This is a genomic window from Exiguobacterium sp. s102 (assembly GCF_018618635.1).
In the GTDB taxonomy this organism is placed as follows: domain Bacteria; phylum Bacillota; class Bacilli; order Exiguobacteriales; family Exiguobacteriaceae; genus Exiguobacterium_A; species Exiguobacterium_A oxidotolerans.
Map to the genome: position 1 here is coordinate 63,043 of NZ_JACSML010000002.1, position 16,561 is coordinate 79,603.

The window sequence follows — 16,561 nt, forward strand, 5'->3', positions numbered from 1 at the left end:
GGCGAAAACAATGGAAATCATTTTAATGACAGGTGTCACGGTCTTACTCGGTGGAGGAGCAACCTTCTTAGCACATATTGTAAAGACGGAACGTCGTCATATTGCGACAGATGTTAAAACGAACGTAGAACGTGCAACCTATCCATCGTTGCGCCTCGTAAAATAAATAGTGTTACTGACTAAACGCGCCTCTTTTTGGATAAAAGAGGGCGTTTTTTTCACATTTGGAGTGTTCTCACATAATTGTGCGGAATTCCTTTGATACACTACAAAAAAAGGACTTAGTCAGGAGTGACAGTGATGCATACGATTTATTTAGTGGATGATGAAGTGAATCTGAACCGCGTGCTCGTAAAATATTTAGAACAAGAAGGATGGCAAGTGAAATCGTTCACCTCTGGGGAAGCGGCAGCTTCAGCGATTATTGAAAAGCCTGATTTATGGGTGCTCGATATTATGTTACCGGATATGGACGGATTTCAGTTGATTAAACGAATCAAGGCACATGATGAGACGACACCTGTTATTTTCATCTCTGCCCGAGACGAAGATATCGACAAAATCATCGGCTTAGAAATGGGCTCGGATGATTACATCGCGAAACCGTTTTTGCCAAGAGAACTTGTCATTCGTGTCAAAAAAATCTTAGCGCGCGCCTATGCGACACCAAAAACAGGAGTGATTCAGTATGGCGATTATACAATCTATCCTGAAAAACGAGTCATCGAAGAAAATGGTCAAGAAATTGATTTGACCTCAAAAGAGTATGATTTGTTGATTTTATTTGCGACACAAATCGGGACGCCAATGTCCCGTGAACAGATTCTTGTCAGTGTCTGGGGTGATGATTACTTTGGTTCCGATCGTGTCGTCGATGATTTAGTTCGACGAGTCCGGAAAAAATTATCCAAACTTGAACTAGAGACGATTTATGGGATTGGCTACCGGTTGGTGTCTGCATGAAGAATCGGAGTTTGGGATTTCAGATTTGGGCGATGTTTCTACTCGTCATCGCAACGCTCTCGATCGTTATCCTTGTCGTCATGCGGTCATCGATTGGAAACTTTATTGATGAACAGGTCTATTCGACGTTAGAAAACAGTGAAGTCTTCTTTTCAAAAGATGCTTCTGTCATCGACATGTTGCAGGACAATCCAATTGAATTTGATCGTCGAAAACAGGAGTCGCGTTCCGTTAATATTTTGTTGCTTTCGAAAAATGGGAAACTCTATTATGGGGGAGCCCCGCAACAATTGATTGATCAGATGTATCGTGATGCGATCAATCAAAAAGCAGAAACGGAAAAATATACGACGCAACTTGATAAAGAAGACGTCTATTACAGCATTCTCAAGATAGAATCGGAAGGGGAGACGTATTATCGTGTCTCTTATGTCTGGGATGCCTATCGTCAAGAACTGATTACGCAATTGTTTTCAAAAATTGGCTGGGTCGTCGTAATTGTGAGTATCTTGACATTGTTCATCGCTTTTTGGTTAGCACGTCGCTTGACGCAACCATTGATTGAAATTGAAGGTGCAGTCGGAAAGATTGCAGCGCAACAGTGGAATACGCCACTTCCTCTTGATCGCGGAGATGAAATTGGTCGTTTGGCACGATCGGTCAATGCCATGCGCGTCGATTTAGAAAAGCAGGATAAAGCACAAAAAGCATTGCTACAAAATATTTCACATGACCTGAAGACACCAATCATGGTCATTCGCAGTTATGCACAGTCCATTTCTGACGGGATTTATCCGGATGGTGATTTGACGGGTTCGGTCTCAGTAATTGAGGAAGAGGCCGAGCGGTTAGAAAAGAAAGTCGCTGCCTTGCTTTATGTGACGAAATTGGATTACTTTGAATTAGATCGTTCTACATGGGATACGATTGATTTAGACCGAATGGTTCATTTACTACAAAGTCGTTTTTCAAGTACAAAGCCGCTTTCGTGGACGATTACAGGGGAAGCCGGTCTTGTACTTGGCGAAGGAGAACAATTACGGGTTGCACTTGAAAATGTAATTGATAATGCGATGCGATATGCTGAGACATCGATTGATATTCGTTTATCCGGGACCGAAGAGATAGCTCAAATCGAGATTGAAAACGACGGTCCACCACTCGATTCATCATCACCACTTTTTCATCAATTTTCACGTGGTAAAGAAGGTAAATTTGGTCTAGGTCTTTATATCGTAAAACGTATCGTTGAGCGTCATGACGGGGAAGTTTCAATCGAGAACCAAGCAGTGGGAAATGGAAAAGATAAAGTTTGTGTGATTTTCAAATTCCCACGTCATTTTAAGCCAGAGATGGACCAATCAACGAAAGAACTTTAAAAACGAGATAGCGATATCTCGTTTTTTATATTGGGAAATATCGAACAGTCGAGGGCGTACAGGTGGGTTCTTTGATATAAACAAAGTAATAGAAGAAGGGAGATAGTAGGATGCCACATAATATCACGGAAGAAACGTTAGCTCTTATTCCTCAGTACGGTCAATACGGGGAACCGCAAACACTACTTATTAAAGAACGGTCGGAACTTGTGCTCGAAGGACATCCGATCAAACTGATTGAAGAATCATGTTTGTATTTTGGTTCTTCGATGCGAGGAAGAATTGAAGCAGCACGACATATCTTAGGACCAAACCGAAAAACGCCGGTTTTAATTGATTGGCAAGCACAAACCATCTTCTTTCCGACGACAGCTAAAGAAAAGGCGGAGTGCATCTGGATTAACTTTAAACAAATGAAGACCGTTAAGAAGAGTGGCGGAAAGGTGCAAGTCGAGTTTCAAACAGGACAGCGGATTGATACGGCCGCATCTGCCTATAGTATTGAACGACAGCGGATTAAAACCCTAGAATTAGCTTACGAAATGCAACGACGCTTCCAGGGGACGGGACATGAACACGTTTAAAAAGTGCAGAAAAGTGGAACACTCTAACAGGAAACGTTACCAATGAGAGCGAAATGAACTTGAGTAGAAACTGAATGCGCATTGAAGGGGAGGTGAAGCGGCCGATCTGGTCGCTACACGATGAATGAATCATATGAATGGTTAAACCGTAGAAAATTACAGCCGGGCTTCGGTGTTAATGGAGGACGCCGTTTTATTAGTTCACGGATCGTCCGTCCAGAAAACACGCCCGGCAAACGAATTAAAGATATTAAGCGAACACGCCAACTCATCGTCGACGAGGCAGGAAATCGACGTTGGGTGACAAAGCGAGTAGTCGTCACAGATGCATCAAAACATATGACGATTAACCGCCGCACATCGATTGCGCAAAAAGAAGTAACAGAATCTCGCTTAGAGCAAGTGAAGCAAAAATTATCTTCGAAGAAAGTATTGATTCCCGTTTTAGCGGCGACAGGGCTTGCCGTTGCCGGAGGGGTACTCGCATATGTACTTCGTCGCAAAAAAAGAAACACTCACGAGAGTGAATAAACAAGCGTATAAGAAAAAAGCCGCGTCCCTCATTTAATCCAGGGACGCGGCTTTCTCTATACATAACCTATCTTAAAGGAAACGTTTTCGAATCGAAGTTGAGAGTGCTTTCTCTGCAATTTCTTCGAGCTGTTTCAAATTCGTCGCGTCAAAACTATCATTATAGAAGCGACCAACGAATTCGACACGATCATAATCGAGTTCCTTGAAAATCAAATGCTTGTGGTCATCATAAAAGACGACACGGAAGTAATCAGAACCGCGCTCTAATGTGACGAGCCCTTTAATATGTTCGAGTTTCTTTTGCTCGTCAGACTTTTCCTCTTCAACCGGTTCCTCTGCAGTTTTCGCCTCTGCTTGTTCGAGTGCCGATTTCACTAAATCAGGTTTCTTATCTTGTTCTTCAGTCATAATTATCGCCTCCATCTTTCATTTTACATGGAAATGGACAGATGAGAAAGAAAAATCCCTCACGGTTCCTGATGAGCCTCACAAATCCGTAAGACGTTTAATGCACCAATTCGTAAGCGCTCCATCAAACGTTCAGCTACAGCTCGATTGGAAAGTGTCTCATAGATGGCCACTTCCATCAACTCCATCCAGCGAAAGGCGTGTTGCTGTTCAATTGGTAAGAGTCGGTGAATCATCGCTAAATTCGTCCGCGAATCATCTAACTCATATTGGCGTGGACCACCTGTTAAGTGTGTCAAAAAAATAACTTGCGCCTGCTCGACACGTTGACGATCATCAGGAAAAATCGGACGAAGTATGGGGTCGGCATAAACAAGTTGATAAAAGCAAGCGACTAGCTGTTCAAGCATCGGTTGTTTTCCGATGTCATCATATAGCATGGTATTCCTCCTGTCTAACTAATTTTAATTGGCTTCAGTGTAGCAAAAATAAGTAGAAAAATATAGCTTCAAAAACGGACGTTTGTTCGTGTTTTATGAGATAATGACGTATACAAAAACGAGCTAAGGGAGGAACTGATGACCATGAATCATATGCACCTCGGTCGTGCCGGAACCGGAAAAACCACAAAATTAATAGAGACTGTAATCAATGAGCTCGAGGAGCGACCACTTGGAGAGCCGATTTATTTTATCGTCCCCGATCAAATGTCATTTGAGATGGAACGTCGAATTGCGACGGATGCCCGCCTATCTGGATTAGTACGGATGGAAGTCATGAGTTTGCGGCGCTTTGCTTTTCATATCATGCGGGATCATGGCAATCAGGCGATTCCGTTTTTAGACGAGACAGGGACACAGTTGTTATTACGTCAAGTGGTCGAAGAAGTTGAAAATGAGTTAAAGATTTTCAAACGGACAAAGAATATGCCAGGGTTTTACAAGGGGCTTGATGAACTGATCGCTACGTTCAAACGTTCGCTCGTCGCTCCAGACATGTTACGTCAAATTAGCGGACTTTCTCCGGAACGCTCGCCGAAACTAAATGATTTAGCTCTGATTTATGAGCGGTTCTCAGAACGCATCGTGGATAAAGCGCTTCATGCAGATGATTACTATACAACGTTACTCGACTTGTTACCGACAGCAGGTCTTGGTAATACACAATTCTTTATTGATGGTTTCTATGAGTTTTCGTTACAGGAACAACAGGTGTTGCTTAAATTGATGGAACTAGCAAAAGAAGTGCATATCAGCTTTACAATCGATGTGAGCGATCCCTATGCGAAACAGACGGAGTTTGGGGTCTCCCAACGTTGTTATATGCAATTGCTCGAACAGATGCAAGACCGACAGCTCGAGCATGAAGAGGTCCATTATGAACGGACGATTAAGTTCAAGTCGGAAGGACTACAAACATTAGAACAATCATTGATGAGTCCTGCCTATCCTCCTGTCGATCATCAAGTGGACGGGGTCACGGTGACAGCTGCCGTCAATCGCCAAGTTGAAACGGAAGCCGCTGTCCGCCAGGCAATCCAACTCGTGCGCCAGCATGGTTACCGGTTCAATGAAATTGCTTTTATCGTACGACATCTTGAACCGTATGCGGATCATTTAGAACGTGCGTTTCAGCTCTATGATATTCCGTATTTCCTTGATAAGCGGGAAACGATGATTCATCATCCGATTGTTGAATTGATTCAGTCTGCTTTAGAGCTCGTCGTCGCCGGTTACCGTGAAGAAGCAGTCTTTCGTCTGCTGAAAACGGAATTGATGCCACTCCCGGCAGATGATCAACGGCTCGCGCTTGATCGATTAGAGACGTTTGTCTTAGAACGTGGCATTAAAGGCACGATGTGGCAAAAGCCGTGGCAATTGAAACGACGCTTAACGGATGAAGTCAGTCTGACGGCGGAGGAACTCGAAGAAGAGGATGAGTTAAACCGGATGCGTCAATTCGTCGTCGATGCGATTACACCGTTACAAGACCGGTTGAAGAAATCAAAAACAATGAGTGAACATACGCGTTCGCTTTATCAGTTCCTTGAAGAACACCAGTTGACAGATCGGCTGTTCAGTTGGAAACAAGAGGCGCTCGAGCGCAATGAGCTCAGTCATGCCCGGGAACATGATCAAGTATATGAAGCGGTCTTACATTTACTTGAACAACTCGAAGCAGCAGCTCCTGAGACGGAACTGTCGACAGACTTATTCGTACAAATGGTCGAAACCGGACTTGAGAGTCTGCGCTTCTCACTCGTCCCACCATCGCTCGATCAGGTCATCGCGACGGATTATGTCCGGGGGCGTTTACAACGAGTAAAAGTCGCATTTTTACTCGGCGCGAATGATGGTATGATTCCGTTCGTCGAAGACCAGTCGAAACTATTGTCGGAAGGAGATCATGATTTCCTTCACAATCATGGAGTTCCGGTCGGTAAAGCGTCACTGGATGTCTTTGATGACGAATTATACTACCTGTACCACGGAGTGACGGCACCGAGTGAATCGTTGTATATCAGTTATGCTCTTGTTGATGAGGACGGGAAGGCATTACAACCAGCCTCCATCGTGAAACAAATCAAGTACCAGTTACTGCAAGACCGTCCTGTCAAAACACACTTCGCAGAAGCAGGAGAGCATGCACCAAATGATCAATTCGATTTCGTAACTGATCCCGACCGAGCGGCGGCTGCGACGGCAATCGAGTTACGCCGTTTACAGCGCCGGTATCCGATTCAATCGTCATGGTTTGATGTCTACAATGCATTGCTCGAGAATGGTCAAGGACGAGAACGAATGGCGTTACTCGTCGATGCGTTATTTTATCAAAACCGAGCAGATGAACTTCCAGACGACTTAGCACGTTCCCTTTACGGTGACAGCATCAAGGCGAGTGTCTCTAGATTTGAGACGTATAATGCGTGTTCCTATAAGCATTTTGCACGGTATGGGCTACGTTTGAAGGAACGAAAACTATATAAATTCGAGGCACCCGACATTGGAAATCTATTTCATGGCGCGTTAAATGATTTGTCCGTCAACATCAAGGAGTCCGGCAGAAAATGGCGTGATTTAGATGATGCATCGTGCACAGAACTTGCGAAAAATGCCGTGGAAAAAGTGACACCAGACATTCAAAATGCTATTTTGATGAGTTCGAATCGGTTCGGATACATTCAGAAAAAATTAACGGATGTCGTCGAACAAACGGCGAAGATGCTCGTCAAACAAGCAGAACGGTCTGACTTCGAACCTGATTTATTTGAAATCAGCTTTGGGAACGCGATGTTCCCGCCGTTACGGTTTACTCTGCCGGATGGAACGGAAATCGAATTCACTGGTCGAATTGATCGAGTCGACCAAGCGACGATTGGTGACCAATTGTACGTCCGGATTGTCGATTACAAGTCGAGTGCCCGAGCGCTTGATTTTGCTGAAATTTATTATGGTCTTGCGATTCAGATGTTGCTCTATTTAAAAACGGTCGTCGAACAATCAGAAGTCTTATTTAATCAACAAGCGAAACCAGCAGGCGCCCTGTACTTCCATGTCAAAAATCCGATGTTACGAAGTGATTTGTCGGCGGCTGAAGAAGAACGGAATCGTTTATTGCTCGAATCCTACCAGATGCAAGGTGTGATTGTCGAAAATGATGATGTGTTACGGGCGATGGATCAAATTGCGTTTGATGAACGGAAAAAATCGCCACTCGTCAAAGTGACGTTTACGAAGACAGGACTGCATAAATCACATACGAAAGGGGTCGTCAAAGAAGCGGAACTGAACGCGTTGATGGATCATGCCTGGGACGAATTGAAAACAAGCAGTGCCGAGATGTACGCGGGAGATATCGCCATCGATCCGTTCGACTATCAAGAGCGAACACCGTGTACGTTTTGCGAATACCGTTCGGTCTGTCAATTCGACGAATCGCTCGGGAACAGTTATCGTCAACTGGACCCTTTATCTGAAAAAGAAGTATTGGACCGACTGAAGGAGGAAGAGGAATGAGCGTCAATTGGACGGATGAGCAACAACAAGCAATCGATGCGCGCGGAGGACACATTCTCGTTTCGGCAGCAGCCGGTTCAGGGAAGACCGCCGTACTCGTTGAACGGTTGACGCAACGCGTCATCGATCAAGAAGATCCACTGACAGCAGATCGGATTTTAGTCGCGACGTTTACAAACGCTGCCGCAAAAGAAATGAAAACGCGTGTCATCGAGGCGATCGAAGCGAAAATCAAAGAAGCCCCAGACGATGTTTATTTGAAGAAGCAGCGTCAGATGATGAACCGGGCACAAATTACGACAATCCATTCCTTCTGTTTATCAATCTTACGGGAAAACTATTATCGAATCGGGCTGGATCCGGCTTTTCGAATTGCGGATGAATCCGAATTATTGTTGTTACAAGATGATGTACTGGAAGAGGTCTTTGAAGAATTTTACGCTGCCGCCAATCCGGCATTTTATGAATTGATTGATAGTTATACTTCCGATCGGGACGATCAGGCAATGCTCTCTCTGATTTCAAACTTGTACCGGTTTTCGCGTTCGCTACCAGATCCAGACGGTTTTTACGAGCATCTGCTTGCACAATACGACCAGCCGGTTGATCCTGATGAATCTTCGTTGCTGACACGACTCCTTGAATTAGAATGGCAAAAAATCGCACCGCTTTTAGAACGTTACCTTGAGCTCTCCTATCGTTTGCATCAGTCCGGCTATACAGAAATGGCGAAGCTCCTAATGCGTGACATTGAACCGTTACGCCGTATTAATCCGGCGACTGATCGTTGGACGACGGTCGCACTGACGTTCCAAGCTGTCGAGTTCGGACGCTGGAAAAGTCCGCGTGGGGATGAGGCGATTAAAACATTTCAAACGGAACGGACGCGTCTCGTCAGTGAGTTGAAAAAGCGTCAGGAACTATTCGTTCAAAAAGAGGGTGTCGACTACCTCGAAGATCTTCGGTCGCAACTTGGACATGTCGAGATGATCGTGACACTCGTCCGAAAGTTTGCTGAAGCCTATCTCGAAGCCAAACAAGAACGGGGGCTTGTCGATTTTTCCGATTTGGAACATTTTGCTTTAGCCGTTTTAGAAGAAGACGGGGCACCGACCGATGTCGCCCGCTTGCTTCAAGAACGCTTCGTCGAAGTGCTCGTCGATGAATACCAAGATACGAACGAAGTGCAAGAACGTATCTTGACGTTAGTCTCCCAATCAGACGAACAAACCGGTAATTTATTTATGGTCGGTGACGTTAAACAATCGATTTATAAATTCCGTCATGCTGAGCCGGGACTTTTTCTTGATAAGTTCAAGCGATTCCGGCAAACAGATTATGGAACACGAATCGATTTGACGAAAAATTTCCGGAGTCGTCTTGAAGTCCTTGATGGGACGAATCATATTTTCAGACAAGTGATGGATGCCGCCGTCGGTGAAATCGATTATGACGACGCAGCCTATCTACGGCTCGGGAATCTGGGTTACTTTGAATCAGAACAAGTCGAACCGGAATTGATTTTAATCGATCAACAAGATGAAAATAAGGAAGAATTAGAGGCCCGTGCCATCGCAACCCGAATCATCGAGATGGTCAATGACGACAATCCCTATCTCGTCTTCGATGCCAAACAAAAACGTTTTCGAAAATGTGAATACCGGGACATCGTTGTACTCGTTCGTTCACGTGGGAAACGCGTTCAAGCGCTTGTGGAAGTATTCGAGCAATATGAATTACCCGTCTATGCAGATACGACAGGCGGTTATTTCCAGGCAACGGAAATTCAAATCATGATGGCATTATTAAAAACGATTGATAATCCGTTACAGGACATTCCATTCGCGAGTTTGCTCCGGTCGCCGATTTTTGGTCTGACCGATCGCGATTTAGGACGGATTCGTGCAAAATCGAAGGATACGAGTTTTTATGAGGCTGCCGTCCATGTGGCAGGCGAAGCGACACCACTCGGGATTCGAGTCGATGAAGCGTTACAACGTGTCAACCAATGGCGGACAGAAGCCCGTGGTAAGTCACTTGCTGCACTCATTCGCTCACTGTTTGATCAAACCGGGTATTTCGAATACGTCGGGTGTCTCGCAGGAGGACGAAGTCGTCAAGCGAATTTGAATGCGTTATACGAACGTGCAAAACAATATGAAGGAGCAGGGTATCGCGGGTTGTATCGTTTCCTACGACTGATAAATCGTTTGATTGAGCGTGGCGAAGACTTTTCCGAAGCTCGTTCACTAGGAGAAGACGAAGATGTCATTCGCATCATGACGATTCATCAATCGAAAGGGCTCGAGTTTCCTGTCACGATTGTCAGTCAGCTCGGAAAGCAATTTAATAAACAAGATCAAATCCAAGCCATACAATTACACAAAACGTATGGGATTGCGCTTGACGCGATTGATCCAATCAAACGCTTGCGGTCAGGTACATTGTTAAAAGAGGTCATTCGCCGTGAGATGGATCGTGAAATGAAAGCGGAAGAAATGCGAGTTCTTTATGTCGCGATGACCCGAGCAAAAGAAAAGCTGGTATTAGTCGGTTCAATCAAGGGATTAGATGAACAGTTGGTAAAATGGCAAGCTGCTCCACACGACGAATTATTGTTGCCGGAAATCGACCGTCGTAATGCGAAAACGTATGCAGACTGGGTAGCACCAGCTGTACTTCGAAACTTTATGTTACAAGAAGGAGAGCAACAATGGGCATTCCGGATCATGGAACTGAACGAAATTGCCCCATACCAAGAAATTTCGACGATGATTGAACAACTGGAACATGTCCGCTCACTTGAAAAAATTGATCGTCCTGAAAATGACGCTTTCAAAGCGCGAATCGAAGAAAGTTTTGCTTATCGCTATGCGCACCAGCTTGCGACCGAGACGGCAGCGAAGCAAACCGTGACTGAACTCAAACGGACCGAACAACTGGAGCGGGCAGCGTTTGAAGCGACAGAACGTCAAGCGACGTATTACCGGACCCCACAGTTCTTAGGCCCGGTCTTAACGGGAGCAGAACGTGGGACTGTCTTACACTTAGCGATGCAACTTTATGAAGCGGATCTGCCGCTCGCTGAACAAATCACGAAGTGGGAGACAGGTGAACGAATCTCAGAACAAGAAGCTTTGACGATGCGTGATGCGCAAAATCAGCTCGAGACATTCCTGTCCTCAAGCATCGGACGATTATTTGAGGAGCGTTTACGGACGGGAGACGTCTACCGTGAACTACCTTTCACGTACAAAATCGATGCCTCACGTTTTCGTACGGATTGGCATGGTCCCGTTGATCAAGCAGTCATGCAAGGGATTGTCGATTGTTTAATTCAAGACGGGGAGGACTATATTCTTCTCGACTATAAATCGGACCAAGTCTTCGAGACGAGCGCTGACCAAACGCCAGCTGAGATTCTTCATGAACGTTACGCGACACAATTGAACCTGTATCAAGAAGCTCTTGAATCCATTTTGAACATTTCTATCTCTCGAAAATTGATTTATGCATTTTCCTTAGAGCAAGTGATTGAAGTTATTTAACGAGTAAATAAGAGTAGGATTTCTTTTCCAGTAGGCGTCGAGGATGGAAGGTTCCGCTTTACCGCAATCAAATGGCCGATGATCCGATGAAACAGGGGGGATCATCGGTCATTTCTATGTGGATTTTTCCCAATCCTGATGTTCGTTTCTTTAAGGCATGCCTGCAAAAGTCCTCTTCCCTTGTATATGAGGAAAAGGAAGCGTATCGCCTTACACGATTCCTACAGGAAAAAGCACGTGAAAGGAGTTGATTCCTTTTTGAATCAACTTCTTTCAGCTAGGCACATGAGACGACTCGCATTTAAAAACAATAGTCATCGAGTAATTTCCATTTCCTATTATGAAGGAACTGTGTAGAATGAAGGAAGTATGGTTGAACTTCCTCCATCCATGTGTATAAGTGAGGATGGAGCGAGTACCGCCAAGATGAGTAGATATTTTAGGAGGAATTATAGATGGCACGTATTTTATTAGCAGAGGACGAAGACGTATTACGGATGTTGGTCCTTGATACGTTAGAAGATGAAGGGTACACGATCGATGAAGCGACGGATGGCGACGAAGCCTATCAAAAAATCATGAGTCAGCATTATGATCTTGTATTACTTGATTACATGATGCCTGGAATGACGGGAATCGAAGTTATCGAAAAAGTACGACGTCATCCGGACAAACAACAATTAAAGATCATGATGTTAACGGCTAAAAGTCAACAATCTGATCGTGAGCGTGCTGAAGAGATCGGGGCGAATTACTTTTTCTCAAAACCGTTCAGTCCGTTAGAGTTGATTGATGTCGTAGGAGGGATATTGAGTGATCATCAAGTGGATTAATCGAAAAATCGGACGCCAACTAATGGCTTCCTTTTATGTCGTTTTAGCTACGCTGATGATTTCTTCTTTGGTCGTCTACAACTATACGGACACAAGGTTACAAGATACCCGCGCGAAGCTTGAAGATATCAGGGATCGTAGCGCCCGGGCCGGTGCACTATGGGAAGAGTGGCAAGACCTTCAGTTTAATATGCGTGGTTATGCGTTAATGGGGGATGCCACCTTATATGAAAAAATCGCTGCGCAACAAACAACGATTGATCGTCAAACACGGTGGTTCGAAAAAAATGCGATTTATGAGCAAGGAAAAGTCTATGCGACATCTTCACGCGAATTGTATAGCTATTACTTCGATTCGGTTTTGCCGCTTGTGCAGTCCTATGTAAAAGGTAAAAAAGATGGGGACGTAACGGAGACTTTTCTTCGCGGGACGACTTTAACAAATCTTCCATTAGGGAAAGAACTTGTCGCGGATGGAAAAATTTCATTAGATGACGCAGGCAATATCGATGTCCTCTCGGAAATCGATAAAAGTGAGTTGGCACTTGGAGGATACCGTGAATTTCTTGATGAGTGGGCAGAGAGAACGAGCCAGCAGTTAGGACGAGAGATTCGAACGACACAACTGATTTGGTTGTCGAATATCATCGTCGTCATTGCTGTGTTGATTTTCTTTATCTACCCGTTCATTCGAAGAATCACCTCTGAGCTTTTAGGACTCGTTAAAAATAGTCAGCGCCTTGCAAATGGAGAAGACATTTCGAACATTCAAGTCCCAAAACGAAAAGACGAAATCGGAATCCTAGCTTTGTCATTCAATCAAATGGCCAGTTCAATCTCAGAAAATAAACAACACTTACTTGCAAAAAACGAAGAACTGCAAGCGCAACAAGAAGAACTGCAAGCACAACAAGAAGAACTGCAAGCCCAACAACAAGAGTTGGAAGAAGCGCTAGAACTGACGATGCGAAACGAACAGCATCTTCAATACCGAAATGATTTAACAGAGACGCTGGCGGCTCGGGAAGCATTGACAGCCTATCCGGAAATTATCGAAAAACTTGTAACGATTACAGATTCAGAAATTGGTGCCCTCGTTTTCGTCGATGAAGGACAAAGTTATTCTGTCGTCACGCATGGTATGACGGAACAATTGACGGAACAATTGCTAGGTAGCGATTTCTCATTGTTGAAGCGAGCAGATACTTTGAAAAAAGCAGTCCATTCGTCTAAACAAGTATCGAGTAATCACCCGTTGCCCTACCCGTACTATATGTATGAGACAGCAGTACCGATTTTAGATCCGTCATCGGATGAAGTGATTGCTTTCATCTATCTCGTTCGTTACCGCGACCAATTTACGAATGAACAAATGCGGGATGTCATGTCGTTCTCACGTCAATTGTCACTCTCCCTATTACGGATGCGGTTATTTGATGAGATGAACAAAGAGAAAACGAAAACTGAACGTATTCTCGATTCGATCCGTGAAGCGGTCATTTACATCGAACCCGGTAAAGAAGAGGTCTTCGTCAATCAGCCATTGTATGATCTATTTCCAGAGTTGCGCTATGGAGCGAACGAAGAAGTCGAGACACTTGATTTCTGCCTAGAAGCAATTCATTCCATCGTCGATGACCAAGCGGCATTTTCACAGTACGTTGAAGCCGTTCTAGAAGGAGATGTCCCGACAGAAAGTCTTCAATTCTCAATTCGACAACAAACGGTCTTCATTCAATTTTATGTCGAGTCGATTGAAATCCTTGGTGTTCATAAAGGGACGATGCTCGTCTTGCGTGACGTGACGAAAGAGACGGAAATGGATCGACTGAAGTCGGAGCTTGTTTCGACGGTTTCGCATGAATTACGGACACCGCTATCGTCCATCTATGGATTTACGGAGTTGATGTTGAATCGAGATATCGATACGACCCGTCAAGATAAGTATTTGCAGACGATTCACTCCGAGACAGAGCGCCTTGCCAATCTCGTCAATGATTTTCTTGACGTACAACGGATGGAATCGGGGACACAGTCGTATAAAAAAGAGCCGCTTGATTTGCGTCTACTCCTCGAAGAGACGACACAATTTTATGCAGCATCGACGAAAAAGCACACGATTTCTTTCCGGGCGATGAGTGAGGCACTTCCGCTCATAGAAGCAGATGAAGAAAAGATGAAACAGTTGATGAATAACCTATTGAACAATGCCGTCAAATATTCACCGTTCGGTGGAAACATTGACGTAACCCTGTCGATTAAAGAACAACATGTCTTGTTCGAGGTCCGTGATCAAGGGATTGGTATTCCGGCGGCAGCACTCAACCACTTATTCGAGAAGTTTTATCGTGTCGATAATTCAGATAGCCGTAAAATTGGCGGGACTGGACTGGGACTCGCGATCTGTAAAGAAATCGTCACGGGTCACGGCGGAGAAATTCAAGTCGAGTCCATCGAAAAACATGGAAGTGCGTTCATGGTTAAACTTCCATTACTGGTAGAACGTGTGACGATTTCTTGAATAAATGATATGTTACGAAAATAACCCTATGTCTAGCAAGGGAAATCAGCTACCATGAAATAGGAACTAGAAAAAGGGGGAAATCATCATGCCAATCACTGCTTTTGTTCATACCCATGTTTTACTATGGGTGTTACTACTCGTTGCGTTCTTTGTCGCCTTTTCAATGTATAAGAAGGGGAAGCCTGCAGCTAAAGGAATCCATATGGCCTTTCGCCTCTTATTGGTGTTAACGTTTGCGACAGGATTGTATCTGTATATCCAAATCATGGGGATGTCTGAAAACCCGGACGGTTTATACCATGCAAAAATCACCGGTGGTTTATTGTCACTCATCTTGGGTGAATTGACATTAGTTCGACTGAAAAAAGGAAAATCGTATTCTGGGTTCTTGCTCGGATTTGCGGTGCTCATACTCGTGACGATTTTCTTAGGATATTCGTTACCATTCGGTATGGAGTTCTTCTAATTCACTGTCCGGTTGAGAGTCGACCATCATTGTGTTCCGGCACAGCGATGGTCGACTCTTTTTATTTTGCGTTTTCCCGCCTCGATCGAGGAAAACAACGAAAAAAATGCTTTTATCTCCCGATAGCACTTTGTCTACAGTCTGAAGCAAAAGTTTGATGCGTTTTTTTTGTTTACAAGTTGTTGTTATTTGGGAAAAGGGATGTATTACGTGGTAGAGAGGGGAACGCTTGTGGCACAGTTGAAAGAATGGACAAAGGTTTTTCGGGCGAGAAAATGGATGAAACGGGCGGAACCGGTTTTACCATTATGGCATGGATATATTGGCTATAAATATGGGTTGTTCGATGTCTTAGGTGCTGGCGCAACACAAGCAGAAGCCCAAATACGACTGAAGCAACCGCTTACAACAGAGGCATTATCGCGTTGGTTCGAGGTTGGTCTGGCAGTCGGACACCTCAAAAAGAAAGATTTACGGTACACGGCAACACGGCATGTCCTTCCAGAACTCTCGAAATCAGATGACCGCAGTATCGGCTTCATGTTATCAGAACTGATGGAACTGCATTTGCCGGCTTTATTTTCCTATCCGCAATTTTTAGAGGATGGTCAACAGAAGACCTTTAATGGAGAGGAACACGGAGACATCGTTGCTGAGACGTCCGCACTTGTCGAAACGGTTGCTTTTCCGGCAGTACGTCATATCATTCGAAATGAAAACGTTACGTCCTTACTTGATATCGGATGTGCGTACGGAGGATACTTACGAAAAATCCATGAAGCCTTACCGGAACTCCGTTTGGCTGGAATTGATATCGAAGAGTCTGTCATCGCTGAAGCGAAGCGACGCGATACGACAGGAGAAATTGATTTTGTTGTCGGAGATATTAAAACCTTTGAAGTAACGGAAACATACGATGGTGTCATGATGAACAACATTCTTTACTATTTCCCGAAGGAAGAGCGACTCCGTCTCCTCGAAGGTGTCCGTCGCTTCGTCAAGGACGATGGAACAGTTATTCTTGTCACACCACTTCGGGATAGTGAATACGGGGCGCCGTTCTCAGCTGCCTTTAACGCCTTCATGACGTTACACGAAAATTTATATCCGCTTCCTGGAAAAAAAGAATTGACTGAACAATTACATGCAGCCGGTTTTGAAAATGTATCGATCACACCATTTTTGAAAGAAGGAGCTTGGTATATCGTTACTGCAAACGCCACTTCCTAATCGGAAGCTTGGCGTTTTTACAGTTTGAAGGCACTTTAGATTTGTGGGCATAGTATGTGATTAGTATAATAGTTAA

At 44.4% G+C, this 16,561-nt stretch carries 13 protein-coding genes; 11 read left to right on the plus strand and 2 right to left on the minus strand.

Annotated features, from left to right (window positions below; all coding sequences use genetic code 11):
- Window positions 1-10 precede the first annotated feature (10 nt).
- The 5 genes from KNQ02_RS05325 to KNQ02_RS05345 all read left to right on the plus strand — a co-directional run bounded on the left by KNQ02_RS05325 (window position 11) and on the right by KNQ02_RS05345 (window position 3,457).
- The gene (locus tag KNQ02_RS05325; RefSeq protein WP_167331094.1) at window positions 11-166 is read left to right on the plus strand and encodes a hypothetical protein; all 156 of its coding nucleotides are present in this window, start codon (window positions 11-13) and stop codon (window positions 164-166) included.
- A 131-nt stretch (window positions 167-297) separates the two neighbouring features.
- A complete protein-coding gene (locus tag KNQ02_RS05330; RefSeq protein WP_088836482.1) occupies window positions 298-963 on the plus strand; it encodes a response regulator transcription factor in 666 nt (221 codons plus the stop codon).
- 11 nt (window positions 964-974) lie between these two features.
- Window positions 975-2,342, plus strand: a complete 1,368-nt coding sequence (locus tag KNQ02_RS05335; protein ID WP_239456836.1) for a HAMP domain-containing sensor histidine kinase — start codon at window positions 975-977, stop codon at window positions 2,340-2,342.
- Window positions 2,343-2,452: 110 nt separating this feature from the next.
- Complete coding sequence (locus KNQ02_RS05340; protein WP_034801199.1) at window positions 2,453-2,926, plus strand: competence protein ComK; 474 nt, start codon at window positions 2,453-2,455, stop codon at window positions 2,924-2,926.
- A 120-nt stretch (window positions 2,927-3,046) separates the two neighbouring features.
- The gene (locus tag KNQ02_RS05345; RefSeq protein WP_214807445.1) at window positions 3,047-3,457 is read left to right on the plus strand and encodes a hypothetical protein; all 411 of its coding nucleotides are present in this window, start codon (window positions 3,047-3,049) and stop codon (window positions 3,455-3,457) included.
- Window positions 3,458-3,529: 72 nt separating this feature from the next.
- Here the strand turns inward: KNQ02_RS05345 and KNQ02_RS05350 are convergent, their stop codons facing one another.
- Window positions 3,530-3,868, minus strand: a complete 339-nt coding sequence (locus KNQ02_RS05350; RefSeq protein ID WP_029332850.1) for a hypothetical protein — start codon at window positions 3,866-3,868, stop codon at window positions 3,530-3,532.
- A gap of 59 nt (window positions 3,869-3,927) precedes the next feature.
- Complete coding sequence (locus KNQ02_RS05355; RefSeq protein ID WP_214807447.1) at window positions 3,928-4,308, minus strand: truncated hemoglobin; 381 nt, start codon at window positions 4,306-4,308, stop codon at window positions 3,928-3,930.
- 138 nt (window positions 4,309-4,446) lie between these two features.
- On the opposite strand from KNQ02_RS05355, the gene addB reads away from it, so the two are divergent.
- The 6 genes from addB (at window position 4,447) to KNQ02_RS05385 (ending at window position 16,485) form a co-directional block, all read left to right on the plus strand.
- Window positions 4,447-7,884 carry a helicase-exonuclease AddAB subunit AddB gene (gene addB, locus KNQ02_RS05360; protein WP_251135033.1) on the plus strand — a complete coding sequence of 1,146 codons (3,438 nt, stop codon included), beginning with the start codon at window positions 4,447-4,449 and terminating at the stop codon, window positions 7,882-7,884.
- Window positions 7,881-11,432 carry a helicase-exonuclease AddAB subunit AddA gene (gene addA, locus KNQ02_RS05365; RefSeq protein WP_214807449.1) on the plus strand — a complete coding sequence of 1,184 codons (3,552 nt, stop codon included), beginning with the start codon at window positions 7,881-7,883 and terminating at the stop codon, window positions 11,430-11,432. Before addB ends, addA begins: the two co-directional genes overlap by 4 nt.
- A 455-nt stretch (window positions 11,433-11,887) precedes the next feature.
- A complete protein-coding gene (locus KNQ02_RS05370; RefSeq protein WP_029332854.1) occupies window positions 11,888-12,265 on the plus strand; it encodes a response regulator in 378 nt (125 codons plus the stop codon).
- A complete protein-coding gene (locus tag KNQ02_RS05375; protein ID WP_214807451.1) occupies window positions 12,246-14,786 on the plus strand; it encodes a HAMP domain-containing sensor histidine kinase in 2,541 nt (846 codons plus the stop codon). Before KNQ02_RS05370 ends, KNQ02_RS05375 begins: the two co-directional genes overlap by 20 nt.
- An 88-nt stretch (window positions 14,787-14,874) precedes the next feature.
- The gene (locus KNQ02_RS05380) at window positions 14,875-15,255 is read left to right on the plus strand and encodes a DUF1516 family protein (protein WP_088836487.1); all 381 of its coding nucleotides are present in this window, start codon (window positions 14,875-14,877) and stop codon (window positions 15,253-15,255) included.
- Between the two features lie 231 nt (window positions 15,256-15,486).
- Complete coding sequence (locus KNQ02_RS05385; protein ID WP_088836489.1) at window positions 15,487-16,485, plus strand: class I SAM-dependent methyltransferase; 999 nt, start codon at window positions 15,487-15,489, stop codon at window positions 16,483-16,485.
- Window positions 16,486-16,561: the final 76 nt, after the last annotated feature.

Excerpts from the sequence above, each read along its gene's own strand:
- KNQ02_RS05325 (WP_167331094.1), top strand. The coding sequence starts at position 11 with ATGGAAATCATTTTAATGACAGGTGTCACGGTCTTACTCGGTGGAGGA.
- KNQ02_RS05340 (WP_034801199.1), top strand. The coding sequence starts at position 2,453 with ATGCCACATAATATCACGGAAGAAACGTTAGCTCTTATTCCTCAGTAC.
- KNQ02_RS05345 (WP_214807445.1), top strand. The coding sequence starts at position 3,047 with ATGAATGAATCATATGAATGGTTAAACCGTAGAAAATTACAGCCGGGC.
- KNQ02_RS05350 (WP_029332850.1), bottom strand. The coding sequence starts at position 3,868 with ATGACTGAAGAACAAGATAAGAAACCTGATTTAGTGAAATCGGCACTC.
- KNQ02_RS05355 (WP_214807447.1), bottom strand. The coding sequence starts at position 4,308 with ATGCTATATGATGACATCGGAAAACAACCGATGCTTGAACAGCTAGTC.
- addB (WP_251135033.1), top strand. The coding sequence starts at position 4,447 with ATGACCATGAATCATATGCACCTCGGTCGTGCCGGAACCGGAAAAACC.
- addA (WP_214807449.1), top strand. The coding sequence starts at position 7,881 with ATGAGCGTCAATTGGACGGATGAGCAACAACAAGCAATCGATGCGCGC.
- KNQ02_RS05370 (WP_029332854.1), top strand. The coding sequence starts at position 11,888 with ATGGCACGTATTTTATTAGCAGAGGACGAAGACGTATTACGGATGTTG.
- KNQ02_RS05380 (WP_088836487.1), top strand. The coding sequence starts at position 14,875 with ATGCCAATCACTGCTTTTGTTCATACCCATGTTTTACTATGGGTGTTA.